Source organism: Nocardiopsis nanhaiensis (assembly GCF_054778635.1).
Window position 1 is genome coordinate 64,870 of record NZ_BAAGZJ010000006.1, and the last position, 19,855, is coordinate 84,724.

General features: G+C 68.5%; 17 protein-coding genes. 11 read left to right on the plus strand and 6 right to left on the minus strand.

Annotation, left to right across the window (positions count from 1 at the left end):
- Positions 1–100 precede the first annotated feature (100 nt).
- Positions 101–784, minus strand: a complete 684-nt coding sequence (locus tag ACYVD1_RS04405; RefSeq protein WP_460768087.1) for a TetR/AcrR family transcriptional regulator — start codon at positions 782–784, stop codon at positions 101–103.
- Between the two features lie 190 nt (positions 785–974).
- Between ACYVD1_RS04405 and ACYVD1_RS04410 the strand changes: the two genes are divergently transcribed.
- From ACYVD1_RS04410 to ACYVD1_RS04420, 3 genes are read left to right on the plus strand one after another with little or no spacing between them, the layout of a single operon-like run.
- Positions 975–2,255, plus strand: coding sequence for an acyl-CoA dehydrogenase family protein (locus tag ACYVD1_RS04410; protein ID WP_460768089.1), 1,281 nt, complete (start codon positions 975–977; stop codon positions 2,253–2,255).
- A gap of 46 nt (positions 2,256–2,301) precedes the next feature.
- On the plus strand, positions 2,302–3,474 hold the full coding sequence (locus ACYVD1_RS04415; RefSeq protein WP_460768091.1) for an acyl-CoA dehydrogenase family protein: 1,173 nt from the start codon (positions 2,302–2,304) through the stop codon (positions 3,472–3,474).
- Positions 3,471–4,352 (plus strand): enoyl-CoA hydratase-related protein, encoded by an 882-nt coding sequence (locus ACYVD1_RS04420; RefSeq protein WP_460768093.1) that lies wholly within the window; start codon positions 3,471–3,473, stop codon positions 4,350–4,352. The genes ACYVD1_RS04415 and ACYVD1_RS04420 overlap by 4 nt, the downstream gene beginning before the upstream one ends.
- A 36-nt stretch (positions 4,353–4,388) precedes the next feature.
- Here the strand turns inward: ACYVD1_RS04420 and ACYVD1_RS04425 are convergent, their stop codons facing one another.
- A complete protein-coding gene (locus ACYVD1_RS04425; protein ID WP_460768095.1) occupies positions 4,389–5,273 on the minus strand; it encodes an NAD(P)-dependent oxidoreductase in 885 nt (294 codons plus the stop codon).
- A gap of 299 nt (positions 5,274–5,572) precedes the next feature.
- Here ACYVD1_RS04425 and ACYVD1_RS04430 point away from each other — a divergent pair, with 299 nt between their 5' ends.
- From ACYVD1_RS04430 to ACYVD1_RS04455, 6 genes are all read left to right on the plus strand, one after another.
- On the plus strand, positions 5,573–6,664 hold the full coding sequence (locus ACYVD1_RS04430) for an ABC transporter substrate-binding protein (protein ID WP_460768098.1): 1,092 nt from the start codon (positions 5,573–5,575) through the stop codon (positions 6,662–6,664).
- Between the two features lie 41 nt (positions 6,665–6,705).
- Positions 6,706–8,448, plus strand: coding sequence for an ABC transporter permease (locus ACYVD1_RS04435; protein ID WP_460768100.1), 1,743 nt, complete (start codon positions 6,706–6,708; stop codon positions 8,446–8,448).
- 61 nt (positions 8,449–8,509) lie between these two features.
- Positions 8,510–9,667 carry an ABC transporter ATP-binding protein gene (locus ACYVD1_RS04440; RefSeq protein WP_460768103.1) on the plus strand — a complete coding sequence of 386 codons (1,158 nt, stop codon included), beginning with the start codon at positions 8,510–8,512 and terminating at the stop codon, positions 9,665–9,667.
- 11 nt (positions 9,668–9,678) lie between these two features.
- Positions 9,679–10,722, plus strand: coding sequence for a dipeptidase (locus ACYVD1_RS04445; protein WP_460768106.1), 1,044 nt, complete (start codon positions 9,679–9,681; stop codon positions 10,720–10,722).
- A 208-nt stretch (positions 10,723–10,930) separates the two neighbouring features.
- Positions 10,931–11,581 (plus strand): GntR family transcriptional regulator, encoded by a 651-nt coding sequence (locus tag ACYVD1_RS04450; RefSeq protein ID WP_460768109.1) that lies wholly within the window; start codon positions 10,931–10,933, stop codon positions 11,579–11,581.
- Positions 11,582–11,695: 114 nt separating this feature from the next.
- On the plus strand, positions 11,696–12,478 hold the full coding sequence (locus ACYVD1_RS04455) for a fumarylacetoacetate hydrolase family protein (protein ID WP_460768112.1): 783 nt from the start codon (positions 11,696–11,698) through the stop codon (positions 12,476–12,478).
- Positions 12,479–12,640: 162 nt separating this feature from the next.
- Here ACYVD1_RS04455 and ACYVD1_RS04460 read toward each other — a convergent pair whose 3' ends face one another.
- The gene (locus ACYVD1_RS04460) at positions 12,641–12,769 is read right to left on the minus strand and encodes an MFS transporter small subunit (protein ID WP_460768114.1); all 129 of its coding nucleotides are present in this window, start codon (positions 12,767–12,769) and stop codon (positions 12,641–12,643) included.
- A gap of 35 nt (positions 12,770–12,804) precedes the next feature.
- Positions 12,805–14,166: an L-lactate MFS transporter gene (locus ACYVD1_RS04465; protein ID WP_460768116.1), complete on the minus strand. Its 1,362-nt coding sequence runs from the start codon at positions 14,164–14,166 to the stop codon at positions 12,805–12,807.
- Positions 14,167–14,536: 370 nt separating this feature from the next.
- On the opposite strand from ACYVD1_RS04465, the gene ACYVD1_RS04470 reads away from it, so the two are divergent.
- The gene (locus ACYVD1_RS04470) at positions 14,537–15,700 is read left to right on the plus strand and encodes an NAD-dependent formate dehydrogenase (protein WP_460768118.1); all 1,164 of its coding nucleotides are present in this window, start codon (positions 14,537–14,539) and stop codon (positions 15,698–15,700) included.
- A gap of 217 nt (positions 15,701–15,917) precedes the next feature.
- Here ACYVD1_RS04470 and ACYVD1_RS04475 read toward each other — a convergent pair whose 3' ends face one another.
- Together ACYVD1_RS04475 and ACYVD1_RS04480 are read right to left on the minus strand one after the other, a co-directional pair.
- The gene (locus ACYVD1_RS04475) at positions 15,918–16,127 is read right to left on the minus strand and encodes a hypothetical protein (RefSeq protein ID WP_460749698.1); all 210 of its coding nucleotides are present in this window, start codon (positions 16,125–16,127) and stop codon (positions 15,918–15,920) included.
- A gap of 88 nt (positions 16,128–16,215) precedes the next feature.
- Positions 16,216–16,749: a pyridoxamine 5'-phosphate oxidase family protein gene (locus tag ACYVD1_RS04480; RefSeq protein WP_460768120.1), complete on the minus strand. Its 534-nt coding sequence runs from the start codon at positions 16,747–16,749 to the stop codon at positions 16,216–16,218.
- Between the two features lie 210 nt (positions 16,750–16,959).
- On the opposite strand from ACYVD1_RS04480, the gene ACYVD1_RS04485 reads away from it, so the two are divergent.
- Positions 16,960–19,584, plus strand: a complete 2,625-nt coding sequence (locus ACYVD1_RS04485; protein WP_460768122.1) for a M14 family zinc carboxypeptidase — start codon at positions 16,960–16,962, stop codon at positions 19,582–19,584.
- Positions 19,585–19,855: the final 271 nt, after the last annotated feature.

Consider the following 19,855-nt stretch of genomic DNA (forward strand, 5'->3'; position numbering starts at 1 on the left):
GTGGTCGGTGCGTGGCCGGAAGGAACGACGGGATCGCGCTGCGGGCCGACCGGAGGCGGGCGCAACGAGCGATCGATAGGCGGCCGGGTGTGGGAGGTGCTCAGTCCGCGGGGCCGCTCTCGACCAGCTGCCGGGCCTTCCTGCGGCCGCGGCCCGTGGGGCGGTGGCCCACCATGCCCAGGGCCAGTGCCACGTACCGCCGGGCCACCTCCGACGAGTCCAGCTCGCCCTCCGGGTCGAACCAGCGCGGCAGTGCCTGGCACATGGCCAGTACGGCCCGGCCCGCCTCACGCGTGTAGGGCGTGGTGAACACCCCTCGGGCCGCCCCCTCGTCGATGACCCGGTTGAGCTCTTCCTCCAGCTGGTCGCGCAGGGCGACGTACTTGGCGCGGTTCTCCGGCTCCAGGCCCCGCATCTCCGCGTCGAGCGTGCCCGGGCGCCCCGGTTCGGCCAGGGACAGGACCAGGCACCGGACCAGCGCCGCGAACCGGTCGACCGGGTCCCGGCCCGCCTCGGCCAACGCGACCCTGCAGCGCGCCAGGATGACCTCCATAAGCGAGGTCAGCAGCTCGACCAGGATCGCCTGCTTGTTCTCGAAGTGGTAGTAGAGCGTCGGCACGGTCACACCCACCCGCCGGGCGATGTCGCGCACGGAGGTGCCGTGGTAGCCGTTCTCCTCGAAAGCCGCCCGGGAGCTGTTCAGAATGGCCTGGGGGAGGGAGCTCGGACGGTCCTCCCCCTCCGTCGAGGGGTGGTCCGAGGGCTCGCGCCGCCTCGTCACCATGTCGCCAGCCTTTCCGCAGGGTGAGCGGGGGTGTGCATCCTGCCAGGTTAGCACCGAAGGGGTCGGAGCCGTATAGCGATCGTTTAAGGGGGAGCGTGCAATAGCCGTGATCGCGGCACGGAAAGTGGGCCAAGGAGCCTTGATTACCTATCGATCGTTAGATAGCTTCTGGCCCAGGCGTCGGCTCCGGTTGACGACGGCACGAACCCGCGACGACGACAGGGCGGACGCGATGGACGGCGGACCAGCGGCAGCGCAGACACCGGAGGCCTTCCGGGCCCGTGCCCGGGAATGGCTCGCCGAGAACCTCCCGGAGGACGCGGCCCCCGCCGTTCCCCCGACCCCCGAGGAGGAGCTCGCGCTCTCCCGCGACTTCCAAGCGGCCCTTCACGACGCCGGTTTCGCGGGAATCACCTGGCCCGCCGAGTACGGCGGGCAGGGGCTGGGCCAGGCCTACCAACAGGTCTTCAACGACGCGCTCCGAGACTTCTCCCCGCCGGTCGCCCCGTTCATCGTGGGCCTGGGCATGTGCGGACCGACCCTCGCGGACCTGGGTACCGAAGAGCAGAAGCACCGCTACCTGCGCCCCCTGCTCCGCGGCGAGGAGATCTGGTGCCAGCTCTTCTCCGAACCCGGAGCGGGCTCGGACGTGGCCAGCCTCCAGAGCCGGGCGGTCCGCAACTCCGGCGGCTGGATCCTGGACGGCCAGAAGGTGTGGACCACCGGAGCCCAGATCGCCGACTTCGGCGCGGTCCTGGTCCGCACCGACCCCGACGTGCCCAAACACCGGGGACTCACCATGTTCGTCGTGGACATGCGCGCCCCGGGGGTGACCGTGCGCCCGCTGCGCGACATGACCGGGCGGTCCGTGTTCAACGAGGTCTTCTTCGACTCGGTGCGCCTGCCGAGCGACAGCGTCATCGGTGAGGTCGACCAGGGGTGGGCCGCCGCCGTGACGATGCTCGGCCACGAACGGGTCTTCATCGGCGGCATGGCCACCCGCCGCGCCGACGCGCTCGCCTTCCCGGCGCTCGCCGAACTCGCCCGCGAACGCGGCGTCGACCGGGACCCCGCGGTGCGCGAACGCCTGGCCCGCCTGTACGCGCAGCAGCGCGGGCTGAACCTGTTCACCCAGCGGCTGCGACAGGAGGCTGACGCGGGACGGCCGCCCGGCGCGCGCGGTTCGGTGGCCAAACTGGTCGGGGCGCTCAACGACGCCCTGGCGGTCGAGACCGCCGGTGACGTGGCGGGCCCGGCCGCGCTCGCGTGGAACGGCGACGACGAGGGCGCGGCCGAACGCGCGCTCGCGGTCAACGGCGCCCCGTCCGCCTCGATCGCCGGGGGCACCAACGAGATCCAGCGCAACATCATCGGGGAACGCGTCCTCGGGCTGCCCAAGGAACCCTCCGTCGACCGGGACGTGCCCTTCCGCGCACTTCGGGTCGGCACCCAGAGGACCGGAACCGAGTAATCCGGACGGCCATCCGCCCCGACCAGCCCAGACACCGGGAGCCCCCATGCAGTTGGTCCTCGAACAGGAACAGGAAGACCTCCGCGCCGCTGTGCGAGCCTTCCTCCGGGAGGCGGCGCCCGCCGACGCACTCCACGCGGTGGCGGACGGAGACCACGGACCCGTGGCCGACCTGTGGCGCCGCACGGCCGAAGGGCTCGACCTGGTGGGGCTGACCGTGCCCGAGGACTACGGCGGCTCCGGTGCAGGACACGTGGAACGCGCCGTGGTCCTGGAGGAGCTCGGCCGGTCACTGGCCCCCTTCCCCTACCTGTCCTCCGCGGTGCTGGCGGTCGACACCCTCACTGGCCTGGCGGACGAGCGGGCCCGCGCCGACCTCCTGCCCGGCATCGCCTCCGGAACGCTGCGCGCCGCCGTCGCCGTCACCGAGGACGGCCGGTGGGACACCGAAGGGCTCCGCACCCGCGCCGTACCCACCGCCGACTCCGCCGCGGACGGGTCGGGGTGGACGCTCACCGGACGCAAGGAGACCGTCCTGGACGGTGCCGGGTCCGACGTCCTCCTGGTCTTCGCCCACACACCCGACGGCCCGGGTGTCTTCCTGGTGGATTCGGGAGCCGAGGGGCTGACCCGCACCGGACTCGAACCCCTGGACCCCACCCGCGCCTTCGCCCGGATCGGGTTCGACGCCGCACCGGCACGGCGCTTGGCCACTCCCGACGCCCGCGCCGTCCTGTCCCGGGTCCGGGACCTGGCCTCTGTGGCGGTAGCCGCCGAAGCCCTGGGTGTGCTGGCCCGCGCGTTGGAGACCGCGGTCGAGTACGCGAAGGTCCGGGTGCAGTTCGGCCGCTATATCGGCTCCTACCAGGCGGTCAAGCACCTGTGCGTCGACTCCCGCGTGGATCTGGAGCTGTCCGAGTCCACGGTCCGGTACGCCGCGTGGGCCGCCGACCACGCACCCGACGAGCTCCCCGTGGCCGCCGCGCACGCCCGGTTCTCGGTGCCCAGCGCCGCCTTCCGCACCGCCGCCCGCACCATCGAGGTGCTGGGCGGCGTCGGTTTCACCTGGGAGCACGACGCCCACCTCTACTACAAGAGGGCCAAGACCCTGGAACTGCTCCTCGGAGACCCCGCCGACGCCGCCCGCGTCCTCGCGGACCGGCTCCTGCCCCCGCCCACCGATCCCCAGAGCACCGGGGCCGCGGGGGTGGCCGGATGAGCTGTCGCGAGATCCGCTACGAGGTGGCCGACGGCATCGCCACCATCACCCTGAACCGGCCCGAGAAACTGAATGCGCTCACCGCCACGATGGCGGCCGAACTCATCGCGGCCTTCGACACCACCGACACCGACGACGCCGTCCGGGCGGTCGTGCTGACCGGTGCCGGGCGCGGGTTCTGCGCCGGTGCCGACCTCGGCCGGGGCGCCAGCACCTTCGACACGGCCGACGAGGACCACCCGGGTTCGGCGGCGGACGCCGAGACCGTGGACGGGGTGCCCCGCGACGGCGGCGGGGTGCTCGCGCTACGCGTGGCGGCCTCGCTCAAACCGGTGATCGCGGCGGTCAACGGCGCCGCTGCGGGGGTGGGCGCCACGATGATCCTGCCCGCCGACATCCGGATCGCGGCGGACGGCGCCCGGTTCGGGTTCGTGTTCACCCGCCGGGGCCTGGCCCCCGAGGCGGCCTCCAGCTGGTTCCTGCCCCGGGTCGTCGGGATCTCGCAGGCGATGGAGTGGGTGGCCACCGGGCGGGTCTTCGACGCAGAGGAGGCCCTGGCCGGAGGGCTGGTCTCCCGGATCGAACCCGCCGACGGGCTTCTCGCCGCGGCACGCGGGATCGCCCGCGAGATCGTCGAGAACACGTCGGCGGTGTCGGTGGCGCTCTCCCGCCGGATGCTGTGGTCGATGCTGGGCGCGGACGGCCCTTGGGACGCGCACCGGATGGACTCCCGGGTGGTCCACCGCCTCGGCGGCGGCGCCGAGGCCGCCGAGGGAGTGGTGTCCTTCCTGGAGAAGCGTCCGCCCCGGTTCCCCGGCCGGATCGACGAGTACCGAGACGTCCTCCCCGACTGGCCCGAACGCCCCGAGGACAGCTGACCGCCTTCAGCGCACACGGCCTGCTCCGGGCCGGTGTCACACCCTCTTCTCCAGGAGTTCGATCAGGCTGGAGAAACCCTGGTCGCCGTGGCCGTCGGCGACGCGCTGGTCCATGAGCTCCCGTACCTCGCGCATCCGAGCCGTGTCCACGCCGAGGGCGTTCCGGTGGTCGATGAGGTCGCCCATCAGCGCGGCCTGTACTGACAGGGGCCCCAGGTCCGGGGGGTACTCTCCGTCCCGTACGGCCTCGCCGATCGATGCGAGCACGGGCGGGTACATGGCGACGGTCTCGGCGGCGCGGGCGGCGAACTCCGCCGGGTCCACCCCTTCCTTCCGCACCAGGCGGAGAGTGTGCAGGAAGCCGATGAGGAGTTCGTACGCGATGGCCACCTGCGCCATGAACTCCACGGACGCCAGCCCGGCGTCGGAGCCGTAGTACGTGGGGGCACCGAGTTCGCGCAGGGTCTCCTCGTGGGCCTCGAAGGCCGCACGGGAGCCGCTGAAGGGGAACAGCGCTTCGCCCGTGCCGATATCCGGCGGGTCCCCCATCACGCCGCCGTCCAGGTACTCGGCTCCGTGCTCTTCGGCCCACCGTTGGATGGCCCGTGCCTGCTCGGGGGAGCCGCTGGTGACGTTCACCAGGGCCCGGCCCCAGGCGGCGCCGCCGACCGCGGCCAGCACTTCCTCCACCGCTTGGTAGTCGAGGACGCACAGCACCACGAGCGGACTGGCCCGCACCGCGCCCGCGGCCGAGTCCGCCGCCGAGGCTCCGGCCTCCACCAAGGGCGTGCTCCGGCTTGCGGTGCGGTTCCACACCGTCGTGGGATGGCCCCGGTCCACCAGGGCACGGGCGATCGCGGATCCCATGTCACCCAGACCGAGCACGGTGACCGGGGTGGGGCCGGGCTTTGTGTTGGTCATGCTTCTCTCCCGTCGGTGCGCACACATCTCGATGCTTCGCGAAGCCCGCGACGCGGGAGGTTCCCGCGTCCCGAGCCCTATGCCGACGAACGATAAAACCTCTACTTAAGTTTAGGTCAAGGTGCTGGGGTCGCCCGGGGGGAAGTTACGGGACTATTGACGGCCGATTTCATATCACATATTCTCCCCGTGAGCTGAATCACAGGGTTGTGTTGGACACACTTGAGGTACGCGTGGTCTCCCGAGGGGAGCTCTGAAGTCCAGCGCTGCCAGAGATCCGAACCCCCGGAGGTCAAGTCATGAGACCGCGAGATCACATCGCTCCCATAGCAGCCGTCGTACTCCTTCTCTCCGCGTGCGGAGGCCAGGACGGCAGTGACACGGCCGTAGGCCCCGAGACGGTGGACGACGACCAAGACCTCCAGGAGTTGGTGGAAGCCGCCGAATCGGAAGGCGAGGTCACCTGGTACACGTCGGTGCCGAGTGAACGCGCCGAGCAGATCGGTTCGATGTTCGAGGAGGAGTACGGCATCCCGGTCATGGTCCAGAGGTCGGGCGGCGAGGACATGCTGCAGCGGTACCTCCTGGAAGCCGACGCCGGACAGGTACAGAACGACGTCCTCACCGTCTCCGATCCCGCCGCGTTCTCGACCCTCCGCGACGAGGACGGCCTCCTGCGGTTCGAGCCGCGCCACTTCGACGACCTCCCCGACTCAGCACGCGACTCAGAGGGCTACTGGATGGCCACCCGCGTCAACGCGATGGTGATGGCCTACCGCACCGACCGTGTGGACGATCCCCCCGAGGGCTGGGACGACCTGCTCGACGACCGCTTCCGCGGTATCACCGGCCACGTCAACCCCAACTTCAGCTCCGGGGTCATGACCGTGGCCGCGGGGATCTCCCAGGACATGGGGTGGGAGTGGTATGAGGACTTCGCCGACCTCGACCCGTTCATCGCGCGCGGCAACAACCAGCTCATGGAATCGCTCACCGTGGGCGAGATCGATGTCGCGGCCTTCCTGAACAGCACCTACGTGAGCGATGCCAAGGACTCCGGCGAACCGGTCGAGTGGGTCTTCCCCGAGGACGGCGTCTACATGGTCGCGGCGCCGAGCGCGGTGGTGGCCGAGGCGCCCAACCCCAACGCGGGCAAACTGCTGGCCGACTACCTGCTCACCGACGACGTGCAGGAACTGATGATCGACGAAGGAAACTACGCGGCCAGGGAGGACATGCCGGCCCCGGAGGGCCAGCCCGACCGCGACGACATCAACGAGTTGGAGATCGACTACGACTGGCTGTCCGACGAGGTGGAGGACGTCCGCGGCCAGTGGAACCAGATCATCGACGCGGAGACCGAGGACGACTCCGAGGAAGCGGACACCTAGTGGGCGCCGCCCAACGGACCACCGGTACGTAGAGGAGGCGCATGTCTGTCAACACGCGAACAACCACCGGACCGACCGACGACCCCGCCGACACCGCTTCCCCGAAACCGCCCAAGCGCGGACTGAGCTTCTCCACCGCACTCATGTGGTCTGCCAGCGGGGTCCTCGTGGTCCTGGTGGTGCTGCCACTCGGATGGCTGCTGCTGGGCAGCTTCCTCTCCGACGAAGACCAGCTCACGTTCGCCAACTACCTGCAGGTGATCCAGGAACCCGGGCTGTACCAGGCGCTGATCAACACCCTGCTGATCGGGTTCGGCGCCTGCGTGCTCAGCCTCGTCATGGGCGTACCGCTGGCGTGGTTCATCAGCCGCACCAACCTGCCCGGCCGGGCCCTGTTGCTGGTGATGGTTGCGGTCGCCTACATGACCCCCGCCTACATCGGGGCCATCGCCTACACGATGCTGGCTGGCCCTCGCGCGGGATGGCTCAACCAGCTGGTGGTGGGCGTGACGGGCATGGAGTCGGGTCCGTTCAACATTTTCAGCCTGGGCGGCATCACCCTGGTCACGACGTTCAACGTATTCCCCTACGTCGTCTACCTGACGGCTACGGCGCTCGACTCGGTCGACAGCAGCCTCGAGCAGTCGGCACGCATCCTCGGAGCCAAGCGGTGGCGCATCCTGGCCACTGTCACCTGGCCCTTGGTGACGCCCGCGCTGGTCGGATCGACGCTGCTGGTCTTCATCCACAGCATCTCGCTGTTTGGCTCGCACGCCTTGCTGGGCCTGCCCGTGCAGGTCTACACCCTGCCCACCCGTATCTACTCGATGTTCAGTTTCCCGCCGGACTACGGAGGGGCTTCAGCGCTGGCCATGGCCCTGGTGCTGCTCACCGTGCTGGCTTTGGCCCTGCAGCGGTGGCTGGTCAACCGCAAGTCCTACGTCACGGTCGGCGGAAAGGGCTCCCAGCCGGAGCGGATGGATCTGGGCAAGTGGAAATGGCCCTCCTTCCTTGCCTGCCACAGCGTCCTCTTCTTCGCCGTGTACCTGCCTATGGGCGTGCTGGCATGGGTTTCCGTGAGCCGCGCCTGGGCGCACGGGTTCGGGCTGGACAATCTGACCCTCGCGAACTACAGCTACGTGCTCTTCGACCTCGGACTGACCCAACGGGCCTTCACGAACAGCATCATCCTGGGCCTGGTCGCCGCCACCATCTGCTGCTTCCTCGGAGCGGTGATCGCCTACATCACCCGGCGTGCGCGTCCCCCGGGGGCCGCGTCCTTGGACTACCTCGGGATGATCCCCCTCGGGCTTCCCGGCATCGTGCTCGCCGTCGGCCTCGTCATGGCGTGGATCGCACTGCCCTTCCCCGTCTACGGGACGATGCTGATCCTGTTGATCGCCTACCTCACCCGCTTCATCCCCCTCGCGGTGCGTTCGGCCGACAGCGCCATCCAGCAGCAGGACCCCGCCCTGGAGGAGGCGGCCTGGATCAGCGGTGCATCCAAGGCCCGCAGTCTGGCCGACATCACCGTTCCGCTGATGAAGGGAGGTCTCCTGGCCGGGTGGTCTCTGGTGTTCATCCAGTCCGTCCAAGAACTCAGCGCCACGATTCTGCTGTTCAGCGCGGGAACGGAGACCGTTGCGGTGGCTATCTACCAACGCGCCGAAGAAGGCCATTTCGAACACGTGGCCGCGCTTTCGATGCTGATGGTCGTGGTCTCACTCGGCCTGCTCGCCTTCGCGCGCCGACTCGCCGGCGGAAAGGTGGGGAAGATCGTGTGAACCGTCACCTGAATCCCAATCGGCGACTCCGACCGGATGCCCGTGGAAAGGTGAGCCACTGATGGCAGGAATCGAGCTTGACCGCGTGACGAAGCGTTTCGCGGACCACACAGCGGTACGTGAGGTCTCACTGTCCGTGCATGACGGAGAATTCGTCACCCTGCTGGGGCCGAGCGGCTGCGGGAAGACCACGACACTCAGAATGATCGCCGGGTTCCAGGAACCCGACGAGGGGACGATCTCGGTCGACGGTCAGACGCTCTCCGGCCCGGGGTGGGCCGTGGGCCCACAGGACCGGGGCATGGGCATGGTGTTCCAGAACTACGCCCTCTGGCCGCACAAGAGCGTCTTCAACAACGTCAGCTACGGGTTGAAGATGAAAAGCGTGCCGAAGAGGGAGCGGAACGAACGGGTGTCCCATGTGCTGGAGACGGTCGGCCTCACCGGGATGGAGGAACGCTTTCCCAACGAGTTGAGCGGCGGCCAGCAACAGCGCGTGGCGCTGGCGCGGTCACTGGTCACCTCGCCCAGCATCCTCCTGCTCGACGAGCCGCTCTCCAACCTCGACGCCAAACTCCGCGACCACATGCGTACCGAGCTCCAGGAGATCCAGCGCGAGACCGGGGTGACCTTCGTCTACGTCACCCATGACCAGAGCGAAGCCTTGAGCATGTCGGACCGGATCGCCGTGCTCGAGCTGGGGAATGTGGAACAGTTCGCTCCTCCGTGGCAGATCTACTACCGGCCGGCCAGTGTGACGGTCGCCAATTTCATGGGCCTGGCCAACTTCGTGGACGCTCAGGTGACCGGCGTCGGCGAAGGTTTCGTGACGGTCGAGGCTGAGGCCCTGGGCGAGTTCCGGGTGCCCGACGAGGGCGCGGTCCCGGACATCGACGCGGGAGAGCTGGTCACCGTGGCGATTCGGCCGGAGTCGTTCCACGTCGTCACCGGCGCGCACGCGCCGACACCGGAGGGCGCAACCCCGTTCCGCGCCGCGGTGACCCACGCCAGCCTGTTGGGCAGTATCACCCTGGCGACCGTCGAGGTAGCCGGGCAGGAGTTGCAGATCCAGGTCTCCGGCTACACCGACCTGATGGTCGGGGACGAGGTGTGGGTGGTGCTGAGCCCCGAACAGACCAACCTCTACCGCTCACCCAAGACGGGCGCCGCCGTACCCTCGCAGCGCGCGGCCAGACAGAGTTCGAGCGTGACCTCATGAAGGACGCAGCGATGCCCCAGGTGAAGAATGTGCCCGAGGTTGACGGGCGAGCACGCGACATCGTCGCGGAATCGGTGGTCGTCGAAGGGCACCGTGACTGCTACGAACAGATCCACCACCTCAACCTGGGCGAGGCCAACCCCGTGAAGGAGCGGTTGTACAACCGGCTCCGAGGAGCAGCCGTCGACCTCACCCTCTACGCTATCGGCGGCGACACCATCGCCCATTCCAACGGCACCGACCGCCCCTTGTTCGCGACGCTGCAGAACATCGATGCGCTGACCCGGGCGCTGGAGGACGCCGATGTCGAGGCGGAGATCCTGCGCACGGCCTCGGAACTGCCGGAACAGCCGGACGGCACGGTTCGGTTCGTCCTCCACCTCGAAGGGGGCGCTCCGCTCGAAGGAGACCTCGCGTCCCTGCGGACTTTGCACCGGTTGGGCGTGCGCTCCGCCCAACTGACCTGGAACGTCCGCAACGACCTCGCCGACGGGGTCCTGGAACGGAGGACGGGGGGTGGACTCACCCGATTCGGTGTCGAGGTGGTGCGCGAGATGAACAGGCTGCGGATGCTCGTGGACCTGGCCCACATCGCGGAGCCGGGCTTCTGGCACGCGGTGGAGCTGTCCGAGGCTCCGGTGGCGGTGACGCACGCCAACGCTAGGTCAGTGCTCGACCACCCCCGGAACCTGAGCGATGCCCAGCTGGGCGCTGTCGCCGCCAGCGGGGGAGTGGTGGGGGCCCACTGCCTGCCAGCCTATGTCGATCCGGAACATCCGACCATCGACCGGCTGGTTGACCATATCTCGCACATGGTGGACGTCATGGGTGTTGAGCACGTCGGCCTCGGGGCCGATTTCCCGACCAATGACGGCCCCCGGCCGGCGAGGGAACAGAGGTTTCCGCGTAAACGGGAACAGCTTGACGGGTTCAACGAGATCCATGATCTGCCCGCCCTGGCAGGTCGAATGCTGGAGCGAGGGTACGGAGTATCCGAAGTGGCCGCGATTCTCGGGGGCAACTTCGCGCGACTCCTGCGTGAAGTGCTCGACTAGGGCGTGTTCGGTGGATGCTGCCCGTCGCGAGCGGCGTATCCAGTGGTGCTGGCACAAGACCGAAGAAGGAGTCAGCCCGGGTTTGGCTGTCGACTGAGAGATGCGCAGTGACAGTGCCGCTGGGGCGACGCACAGCAGGGTATGTGTCCGCCGAACATGCCCTAGGGCGAGCGGAACCACCATTGGCGAACGAGATGGGAATGCACGGATGTCAGGACTGAAGTCGCAGAGTATCTACCGGTCCCTCCGGGAGCGGATCCTCAGCAACGAGATCGCTCCGGGGGCACGGCTGGTCCTGCGTGAGATCTCGAACCACTACGAGACCAGTGACATCCCCGTCCGTGAGGCCCTGCGCATGCTCGAACGCGACGGGTTGGTCGAGATCGCGGCCTTCCGCGGTGCGCGTGTGACAACGCTGTCCGATCGGGAGATCCGGGAGACCTACTTCGTCCGCGGGCATTTGGAGAGTATCGCCACCGGCCTGGCGGCCGAGAACATCACCGATGAATGCCTGGAGGACCTGGAGGAGCTCATGGTCCAGATGCGCGCGGCAGTCGTGAACCAGGACGGGGCGAGGTTCTCAGAGATCAACCATCGCTTCCACGAGACCATTGTCGAGGCCAGTGGGAACGAACTCCTCTACCAGTTGACCATGGATATATGGCAGCGCCACTCAGGGTTCCAGCGGGTTTTCCGAATGGTTCCCGAGAGGCTCGCGCAGTCCCAGGACGAGCACGAGGAGATCATGGACGCCCTGAAGGCCAGGGACGCGTCGAGAGCAGCTGAACTCGCTATGGCACACAAACGTTCGGTCGGCCAATCGGTCGAGAAACTCCTGGACGATGCCTACGACGGATAGGGGGTACTGCCCCCTGGGAACGCCTGACATCAACCATATTGCGCCAAGTCCGATCGCCAGAAATATGCGGACGGGTATGTGCGGCGCGCCCGATAAGAAACTTAGGAGTAGAAGTTGAAGATCATCAGATACCGTTCTGGAGATGCGGCTGAGTGGGGCGTCCTGGACGGCGACAACGTACTGGCGACCTCGGGCGAGCCGTTCGTGGACCTGGCCCCGACACACGCGGTCGGAAGAGTCGGTGACGTGAGCTTGCTACCGCCGGTCAAACCCTCCTCTATCGTCTGCATCGGGCGGAACTACAAAGCGCACGCTGAGGAGTTCGGTAACGACGTGCCGGAGGCGCCGCTGCTGTTCCTCAAACCGCCCTCGTCGGTGATCGGACCCAACGCCGAGATCGCCTACCCGGCGGAGTCCAACCGGGTCGATCCCGAAGCGGAACTGGTTCTCGTGATCGGCCGGTCCGCCTTCCAGGTACCGGCTGCCGAGGCCTACTCCGTCATCGGCGGTTACACCTGCGGCAGCGACGTGACCGCACGCGACATCCAGAAGTCGGACCCCGGGGGCCAGTGGACGCGAGGCAAGGGGTTCGACACGTTCTGCCCGATCGGTCCCTGGGTCGAAACGGACTACGATCCCCGCGACGTAGAGGTGAGCTGCCGGGTCGACGGCGAGGTGCGGCAGCTCGGCCGTACCAAGAATTTCATCTTCGACATCCCTTACCTCATCGAGTACATCACCCGCTTCACCCGTCTGGAACCCGGTGACCTGGTCATGACCGGTACCCCCGAGGGCGTGGCTCCGGTCGAGCCCGGGGCCAAGATCACCGTGGCCGTGGAAGGGCTCGGTGAACTGACCAATACGGTCGTGCGGGCGGACGGGCGGTCCAGCGCCTGAGACGGGTCGGCCCCCGCGGTCGCCGTCGAACGACTCCACCTGACGGGCGGGTCGGCCGTCTCCACTCCCAACGGCCGACCCGCCCAGGTGAAGTCCCCAACGGCTCCCCAGGACCCCGGGGCGGACTGCGCGGGATCCGCGGTGCTGGTGTGTGCCGCCCGCTCAGGCCGTGAACAGTGCCGAGGCGTCGATCCCCGTCTGGACGACGCCGTAGAGCAGGGCCGCCACGACGATCACCCAGAGCACGATCGAGGCGATGGCGGTGAGGTTCGTGGTCGCGCTGTTGCCCATGGTCGCCTCCGTCAGTCGTGGGTTGGCAGGTCCGCTCACCGCGAGCCGCCCTGTGACGTTTCCCCTGAGGCTTCCTCAGAGGCCGGATCCTCTTCGAAGTCCTCCTCGGACAACGGGCGGACCAGCATGTTGGCGAGGAACCCGGCGGCCATCACCGCGACCATCACGTAGAGCGAGAGCTCGTAGAGTGCGGGGCCTTCGCGCCCGGCCGCGATCTGGAAGTCGGCGATGCCGTTGATGACCAGCGGACCGGCGACCCCGGCCAGTGACCACGCTGTTAGGAGCCGACCGTGGATGGCCCCCACGTTGTAGGTGCCGAACAGGTCCTTCAAGTAGGCGGGGACCGTGGCGAACCCGCCGCCGTAGAAACTCAGGATGACGCCGGTGACGGCGACGAACATGACGACCGAGCTCGTACCGGCGACGGCGATCAACAGGTAGAGCAGTCCGCCAAGTCCGAGGTAGCCCATGTAGGTGCGCTTGCGGCCGATCGAGTCCGAGGCGGAGGACCACACGATCCGTCCCAGCATGTTGCACAGGGAGAGGAAGCCGACGAACCCTGCCGCCTCCGCGGCCCCCACTTCGTCGAAGAACTCCTGGACCATGGGCGAGGCCTGCTCCAGGATCCCGATCCCGGCGGTGACGTTGCACAGGAGCACGACCCACAGCAGCCAGAACTGCCGCCTGCGGACCGCGGTTTCCACCCGCACGCTCTTGGACCCGGCCGTTTCCCGGCCGTCCTCGTCGGGGGTGTAGTTCGCGGGGGTCCAGCCCTCGGGCGGCACGCGCACCGTGAACGCCCCGAGCATCATCACGACGAAGTAGAACGCGCCCAGCACCAGGAAGGTCTGCGCGATCGCGTCCTCGGGGGCCTCGGCGAAGCGGTCCAGTAGTTCGGAGGTCAGGGGAGAGGCGATCAGCGCACCGCCGCCGAAACCCATGATCGCGATTCCGGTGGCCATTCCGGGGCGGTCGGGGAACCACTTGAGGAGGGTGGAGACCGGGGAGATGTAGCCGATCCCCAGACCGAGGCCGCCAAGGAACCCGTATCCGAAGTAGACCACCCACAGCTGCCCCGTGGCGACACCGAGCGCACCGACCGCGAACCCGCTGCACCAGAACACACCGGAGACGAACATCGCCTTCCGGGGGCCGTTGCGCTCCACCCACTTGCCGCCGAACGCTGCGGAGAGGCCGAGCATCACAATGGAGATGCTGAAGATGACCCCGACCGCTGTCAGTGACGTGTCGAACCGGTCGACCAAGGGGTTGCGAAAGACACTGAAGGCGTAGACCTGGCCGATCGACAGGTGCACCGCCAGGGCCGACGGTGGTATGAGCCACCGGTTGTAATTCGCAGGAGCTACGGTTCTGTCGTGGTCGAGAATGGTTGTCATGCAGTTCTCCCGGAGTTTCGAGGACTGCTTGATATCAGCTCTGTCAAAACTTTTCCGAAGAGGCGGGGCGGCAGTGGACGCCTATTGCAGCCGGTTGCTCTTCGGCCGCTACCCTGCGACTGCAGGGGCAAAACAGGGCCCATGAGCAGCCTGTACGGCCAGCGCGTGTGGTGTCATCCCAGGGTGGGATTGTCCCCGCAGGTGCTGCATGACGCCCAAGGGGGAAAATTTCATTCGATCCCCCGTTTAGGTTTCCGCGACCCTGTGCAGGGGGCAGGTAGGAACAAACACCGCCGACTCTTTGGTGGTGAACCGCTCGCCTCAGTGGAGATCCGCCGGAGACGTCGGCCCGTTCGAAAACGGAGACGCCATGGCGAAAATCGTGTGTGTCCTGTATGACGACCCCGTCGACGGATTTCCGCCCGCCTACGCGCGGGACGACGTCCCGACGATCGACCACTACCCGGACGGCCAGTCCACCCCGAGCCCGCGCGACATCGACTTCACCCCGGGCGAGCTGCTCGGCAGCGTCTCCGGTGAGCTCGGCCTACGGCGCTATCTGGAGTCGGAGGGGCACACCCTCGTGGTGACCACATCCAAGGAACCACCGGACTCCGTGCTCGACCGCGAGCTGCCCGACGCCGACGTCGTCATCTCCCAGCCGTTCTGGCCCGCCTACATGACCAGGGAGCGCTTCGAGGCGGCTCCCAACCTCAAACTGGTCGTCACCGCCGGGATCGGGTCGGACCACACCGACCTGTCGGCCGCCATCGACCACGGCGTCACGGTCGCGGAGGTCACCTACTCCAACAGCATCAGTGTCGCCGAGCACGTGGTGATGATGATCCTGTCCCTGGTGCGCAACTACCTGCCCTCCCACCAGTGGGTCCTGGACGGGGGCTGGAACATCGCCGACTGCGTGTCGCGCTCCTACGACCTCGAAGGCATGCACGTGGGCACGGTCGGAGCGGGCCGGATCGGAATCGGGGTACTGCGCAGGCTCGCGCCCTTCGACGTGCAGCTGCACTACACCGACAAGCACCGGCTCCCGAGGGACGTGGAGCAGGAACTGGGGCTGACCTTCCACGACAGCCCCCAGGAAATGGTGCCCAACCTCGACGTGGTGACCGTCAACGCGCCGCTGCACCCGGAGACGGAGCACCTGTTCGACGACGCGCTGCTGAGCACGATGAAGCGCGGAGCCTACCTGATCAACACCGCACGCGGCAAGATCTGTGACCGTGACGCGATCGTGCGCGCTCTCGAGAGCGGCGACCTGGCCGGTTACGCGGGCGACGTCTGGTATCCGCAGCCCGCACCCGCCGACCACCCGTGGCGCAGCATGCCCCACCACGGCATGACTCCGCACATCTCCGGCTCCTCCCTGTCGGCGCAGGCCCGCTACGCCGCCGGTACCAGGGAGATTCTGGAGTGCTGGCTGGAGGGGCGCCCGATCAGGGACGAGTACCTGATCGTGGAGGGCGGTGCGCTCGCCGGTGCGGGTGCCCACTCCTACACGGCCGACAAGAAGTAGCGCGCCCAAGGGAACGCCGATCACCCGCCCGCCCCGCCCGTCCGTCCAGGGCCTCCCGGTGGGGCGGGCGGCGTGCGCCTCCAGGGAGGCAGCCGTGACAGTGCGGCCCCGTGACTCCGGGAAGGTGGCCGGGTCGCGGGTGCCGTGGGCCGGGTAGGCCGCTCACGGGGGGCCTCGAACTCGCTAGGCCCACACGAAGGGCCCCACACGAAGGGCCCTACTCGGAGGGCTCCGGCACGGACGGGCACTCGATGGCGGGGTTGACGCCGATGTAGTTCAGGGGGCCGACGAAAATGGTCGTCGCGGTGCTGCCCAGGTCGGAGCAGGAAGCCTCGGAGGTACTGAAGTAACCGCGCTGTACCGCCGCGGCGGCTCCGATCAGCAGCCAGATGACGACAAGAACCGAGAGCGTGATGCTGGTACGCACTTCTGCCTCCTGGGGGTGGGGCGTATGCGGTTGTCGGGGGTCCGCTGGGCTGTCAGCTCTGCAGAGACCTACCCCCGAACCCCGTTGTTCACCCTGCTTCGGGAGCGAACCGCCACCGCGTGGCGCCGTGGCCGACGTCGTCGGCGGGGAAGGCGAAGACCGTGTCGGGGACGATCCCGTACACCGCATAGGGCGGGGGGCCGGCGGTCGGGGCGCCGTCCGGGCCGGTCAGCACGCCGCCTTCGGCGACGGGCGGCCAGCCGTAGACCAGGGGGTAGACGCCGGCGACGGCCCTCACCCGCTCCTCGTCGCGCACCCGTTCGACGCGCCCCTCCACCACCACGTCCAGTCGGCCGGTGGTCACCGCCAGGCTCACTGCGGGGGAGCCGGAGAGCAAGCGCGCCTTCCGGGTTCCGTCCCCGCAGGCGAAGTACGGCAGTCCGGCCGTCCACACCGCCAGCAGCGGCCGCGTGTGCGGGACTCCGCCCCCGTCGGCCACGGTCAGCCAGTACGTCCGGTCCACCGTCGCCAGGTGGGCGCTCACCTCCTCCCAGGAGCCGGGGGCCTCGTCGGTCAGGGCTTCGGTCCGAGGGCTGTGCGACACCATGGCGTGCCTTTCCATGAGCTTGTGGTGCCGGTCACCCTAAGTCGCGTCTATGACAGTTTCCTGGCGAGCTCCAGGTCGGCGCGTCCTGGAGTACGAACCCGGCGTCGTGCCGGAGCCCGCACAGCGGTGCCGGGCGTCAACCGAAACATGCTTTTCATGGCTGCATGTCTTGTTGAGGGCCCTTTGGGGCGGTAAGAACGTCGAAGACCCCCAGGAGGTACCCCCGTGCCCTGTCCCCCGCCGCACTCCGCACGTCCCCCCGCCCCTCGACCGCACAACCCCCGCCCGGCCACCCTCGCCGGAACCGCCGCCGCCTTCTTCGCGGCAGGACTCGTCGCCTTCCCCGCACCCGCCCTCGCCGAACCGCGTGACGACGCCAACGGGCCCGAGCGCAACGAGACCGCCGCCGGCCCCGAGGCCCTGGCCGCCGAACCCTTGGCTGCACCCCTCGACGCGGCCGGTATCGAACCCGGCGCCGCCTACCCCCGGCAGACCGAACTCCCCGAGCCGCCCGAGGACCCCGACGATGCGTCCATCAAGCTCGGGCTGGTCCCGTTCCACGACATCGCGCCCGCGCTCAACGGCCTCCAAGAGGACTCCGACCGGGTCAGCGTGGAGGTCGTCGGCGAATCCGTCGAAGGCCGCGACCTCTACCTGGTCACCCTCACCGAACCCGAGACCCGCGGCGAGGCCCGCCACCAGCAGCGCATGCGCGAACTCATCGCCGAGGACCCCGAGCGCGCAGCCCGCGACCACACCCTGACCGAGCGTTACAAGACACCGGTCCACGTCAACGCCAACATCCACGGCGACGAATGGGAGGGCACCGACGCCTCCCTGCGGACCATCGAGGAGCTGGCCACCACGGAAGACGAGGAGGCCCTCGAACTCCTGGAGTCCTCGCGCCTGTACTTCACCGTCTCCGCCAACCCCGACGGGCGGGTCGAGGGCACCCGCACCAACAGCGCAGGGTTCGACCTCAACCGGGACTTCGTCACCGTCTCCCAGCCCGAGACGGCCGCGATCCGCCAGGTCATGGTCGACACCCAGCCGCTGGTCATGATCGACCAGCACGGCTACGTCAACGGCACCCTGATCGAGCCGGCCACCCCGCCGCACGGGCAGAACTACGAGTACGACCTCTTCATCAAGAACTCCTACGCCAACGGCCTGGCGATGGAGGAGGCCGTCCTCGACCTGGGCTACACACCGGAGGAGGACGGGGTGGAACGCCCGCAGATCCCCTTCCGGGACTGGGAGGACGGCTGGGACGACTGGCCGCCCATCTTCACCCCGATGTACGCCCCCTACCAGGGCGCGGTCGCCTCGGCCACCATCGAGTTCCCGCTCCGCGTCAACCGGGACGACTACGACCTGCCCGAAGAGGAGCTGCACCGGCGCACCGACGTCAACACCGACATCTCCGCGGCCACCATCGAGGCCACACTCGACTACGCGCACGAGAACCGCGAGGAGCTGGTCGGGGACCAGATCGAGGTGTTCCGGCGCGGAGCCGCGGGCGAGGAACAGGTCGTCCCGCCCGAGGACTGGGTGCCCGGCTTCGGCGAGGAGGACGTGTGGACCACCGACTTCCCCCGCGCCTACGTCATCCCGGCGGGTGAGGGCCAGCGCTCCGCACCGGCCGCCGCCCGCCTGGTGGACTTCCTCATCGCCAACGACGTGCGCGTGGACCAGGCCACCAGCGCGTTCGAACTCGACGGCACCGCCTACCCCGCCGGGTCCTACGTGGTGGACATGCACCAACCCAAGCGGGGGATGGCCAACGTCCTACTGGAGGACGGCCGCGACATCACCGACGACATCGAGGCGATGTACGACATCTCCGGCTGGAGCCACGGGCGCCTGTGGGGCGCCACGGTCGAGTCCACCGAGTCAGAACTGCCCGAAGACACCGGCCCCGTGACCGGCGCCGCACCCACCGGCGCGGTCGAGGGCGACGGTGACTGGACACTGCGCCTCGACGATGCCGCGGACCTCGCCGCGCTCGGGGACCTGGTCGCCGCCGGATACGGGGTCACCTGGGCCGGGGACGGTTCGGCGCGCGTGCCCGCCGAGGCGGCCGACGCCGTGGCGGAAGCTGCCGACGCGCACGGCGCGGTCTTCCACGGTGCGCCCCCGGAGGACACCGCGGCCCCTGACGACACCGTCGGTCCGGAAGGCGCGGCGGGTCCGGTCCTGGACACGGTGAGGCTCGCCGTGGCCGGTGCCGCCGACGAGGTCCACACCTTCGGCGAACTGGGTTTCGACGTGGAAACGGTGTCCACGAGCGTCCTCGACGACGGGTTCGACTGGTCCGGAATCGACGTGCTGTACGTGTCCAGCGGCCTGGTCTACTCCGAACTCACCGAAGACGCCCGCACCGACCTGGACGCCTTCCTGGAAGAGGGCGGCCTGGTCGCCCGGGGTGAGACCGGGGCCCGGTTCAACAGCGAGGCCGGGCTGTTGGAAGCCGAGCGGAAGGACGGGCGATCGGACGCCAACGGCCTGGTGGCCGTGGACGACGGCGACGGCGCCCTCGCGGGTACCGGCGGCTACGGTTTCGTGTACGGGCCCGGCTGGTTCACCGCTCTGGGGCCGGAGGTCGTGGTCGAGCAGTCCTACGGTGCCGAAGGGCCGCTGGTGGCCGGGCACTGGCGCGCCGATGACGACGGTTCGGGCGGCCAGGACTCGGCGGTCGGACAGGCGTCCGTGGTCAGCGGGGTCGCCGACACGGGCACGGCGGTGGTGCTCTTCGGCACCGAGCCCCTGTTCCGCAACCATCCCAAGGGTTCCTTCGGCCAAGTGGCCCAGGCCCTGTACTGGACCTCGGCGTCGTCCGGGACGGGTTAACCCAAGAACCGGAATCGCCAGTAACTGAAACCCCAGAAGAATGCAGGGATAACGCGAAACCGCCTCGGTTCCTTTCCGGGGCGGTTTCCGCTGTCTTCTCCGTTTCTCCGTTCTGTTCCACGTGCACCTGTGGTCGGCCCGGTGGCGGTGCTCTCCTGCGGATCATGTGATCAGCCCATCAACCCTTTTTTCGGCCACGTATTCCCCGCGGGTCAGGGATTCCGGCGCTGTCCGAGAGTGGATTGCAGCGGTATCCGGAAACAGCGGGAAA

Excerpts from the sequence above, each read along its gene's own strand:
- ACYVD1_RS04420 (WP_460768093.1), top strand. The coding sequence starts at position 3,471 with ATGAGCTGTCGCGAGATCCGCTACGAGGTGGCCGACGGCATCGCCACC.
- ACYVD1_RS04405 (WP_460768087.1), bottom strand. The coding sequence starts at position 784 with ATGGTGACGAGGCGGCGCGAGCCCTCGGACCACCCCTCGACGGAGGGG.
- ACYVD1_RS04470 (WP_460768118.1), top strand. The coding sequence starts at position 14,537 with ATGGCGAAAATCGTGTGTGTCCTGTATGACGACCCCGTCGACGGATTT.
- ACYVD1_RS04435 (WP_460768100.1), top strand. The coding sequence starts at position 6,706 with ATGTCTGTCAACACGCGAACAACCACCGGACCGACCGACGACCCCGCC.
- ACYVD1_RS04465 (WP_460768116.1), bottom strand. The coding sequence starts at position 14,166 with ATGACAACCATTCTCGACCACGACAGAACCGTAGCTCCTGCGAATTAC.
- ACYVD1_RS04430 (WP_460768098.1), top strand. The coding sequence starts at position 5,573 with ATGAGACCGCGAGATCACATCGCTCCCATAGCAGCCGTCGTACTCCTT.
- ACYVD1_RS04450 (WP_460768109.1), top strand. The coding sequence starts at position 10,931 with ATGTCAGGACTGAAGTCGCAGAGTATCTACCGGTCCCTCCGGGAGCGG.
- ACYVD1_RS04440 (WP_460768103.1), top strand. The coding sequence starts at position 8,510 with ATGGCAGGAATCGAGCTTGACCGCGTGACGAAGCGTTTCGCGGACCAC.
- ACYVD1_RS04415 (WP_460768091.1), top strand. The coding sequence starts at position 2,302 with ATGCAGTTGGTCCTCGAACAGGAACAGGAAGACCTCCGCGCCGCTGTG.
- ACYVD1_RS04445 (WP_460768106.1), top strand. The coding sequence starts at position 9,679 with ATGCCCCAGGTGAAGAATGTGCCCGAGGTTGACGGGCGAGCACGCGAC.
- ACYVD1_RS04480 (WP_460768120.1), bottom strand. The coding sequence starts at position 16,749 with ATGGAAAGGCACGCCATGGTGTCGCACAGCCCTCGGACCGAAGCCCTG.
- ACYVD1_RS04460 (WP_460768114.1), bottom strand. The coding sequence starts at position 12,769 with ATGGGCAACAGCGCGACCACGAACCTCACCGCCATCGCCTCGATCGTG.
- ACYVD1_RS04425 (WP_460768095.1), bottom strand. The coding sequence starts at position 5,273 with ATGACCAACACAAAGCCCGGCCCCACCCCGGTCACCGTGCTCGGTCTG.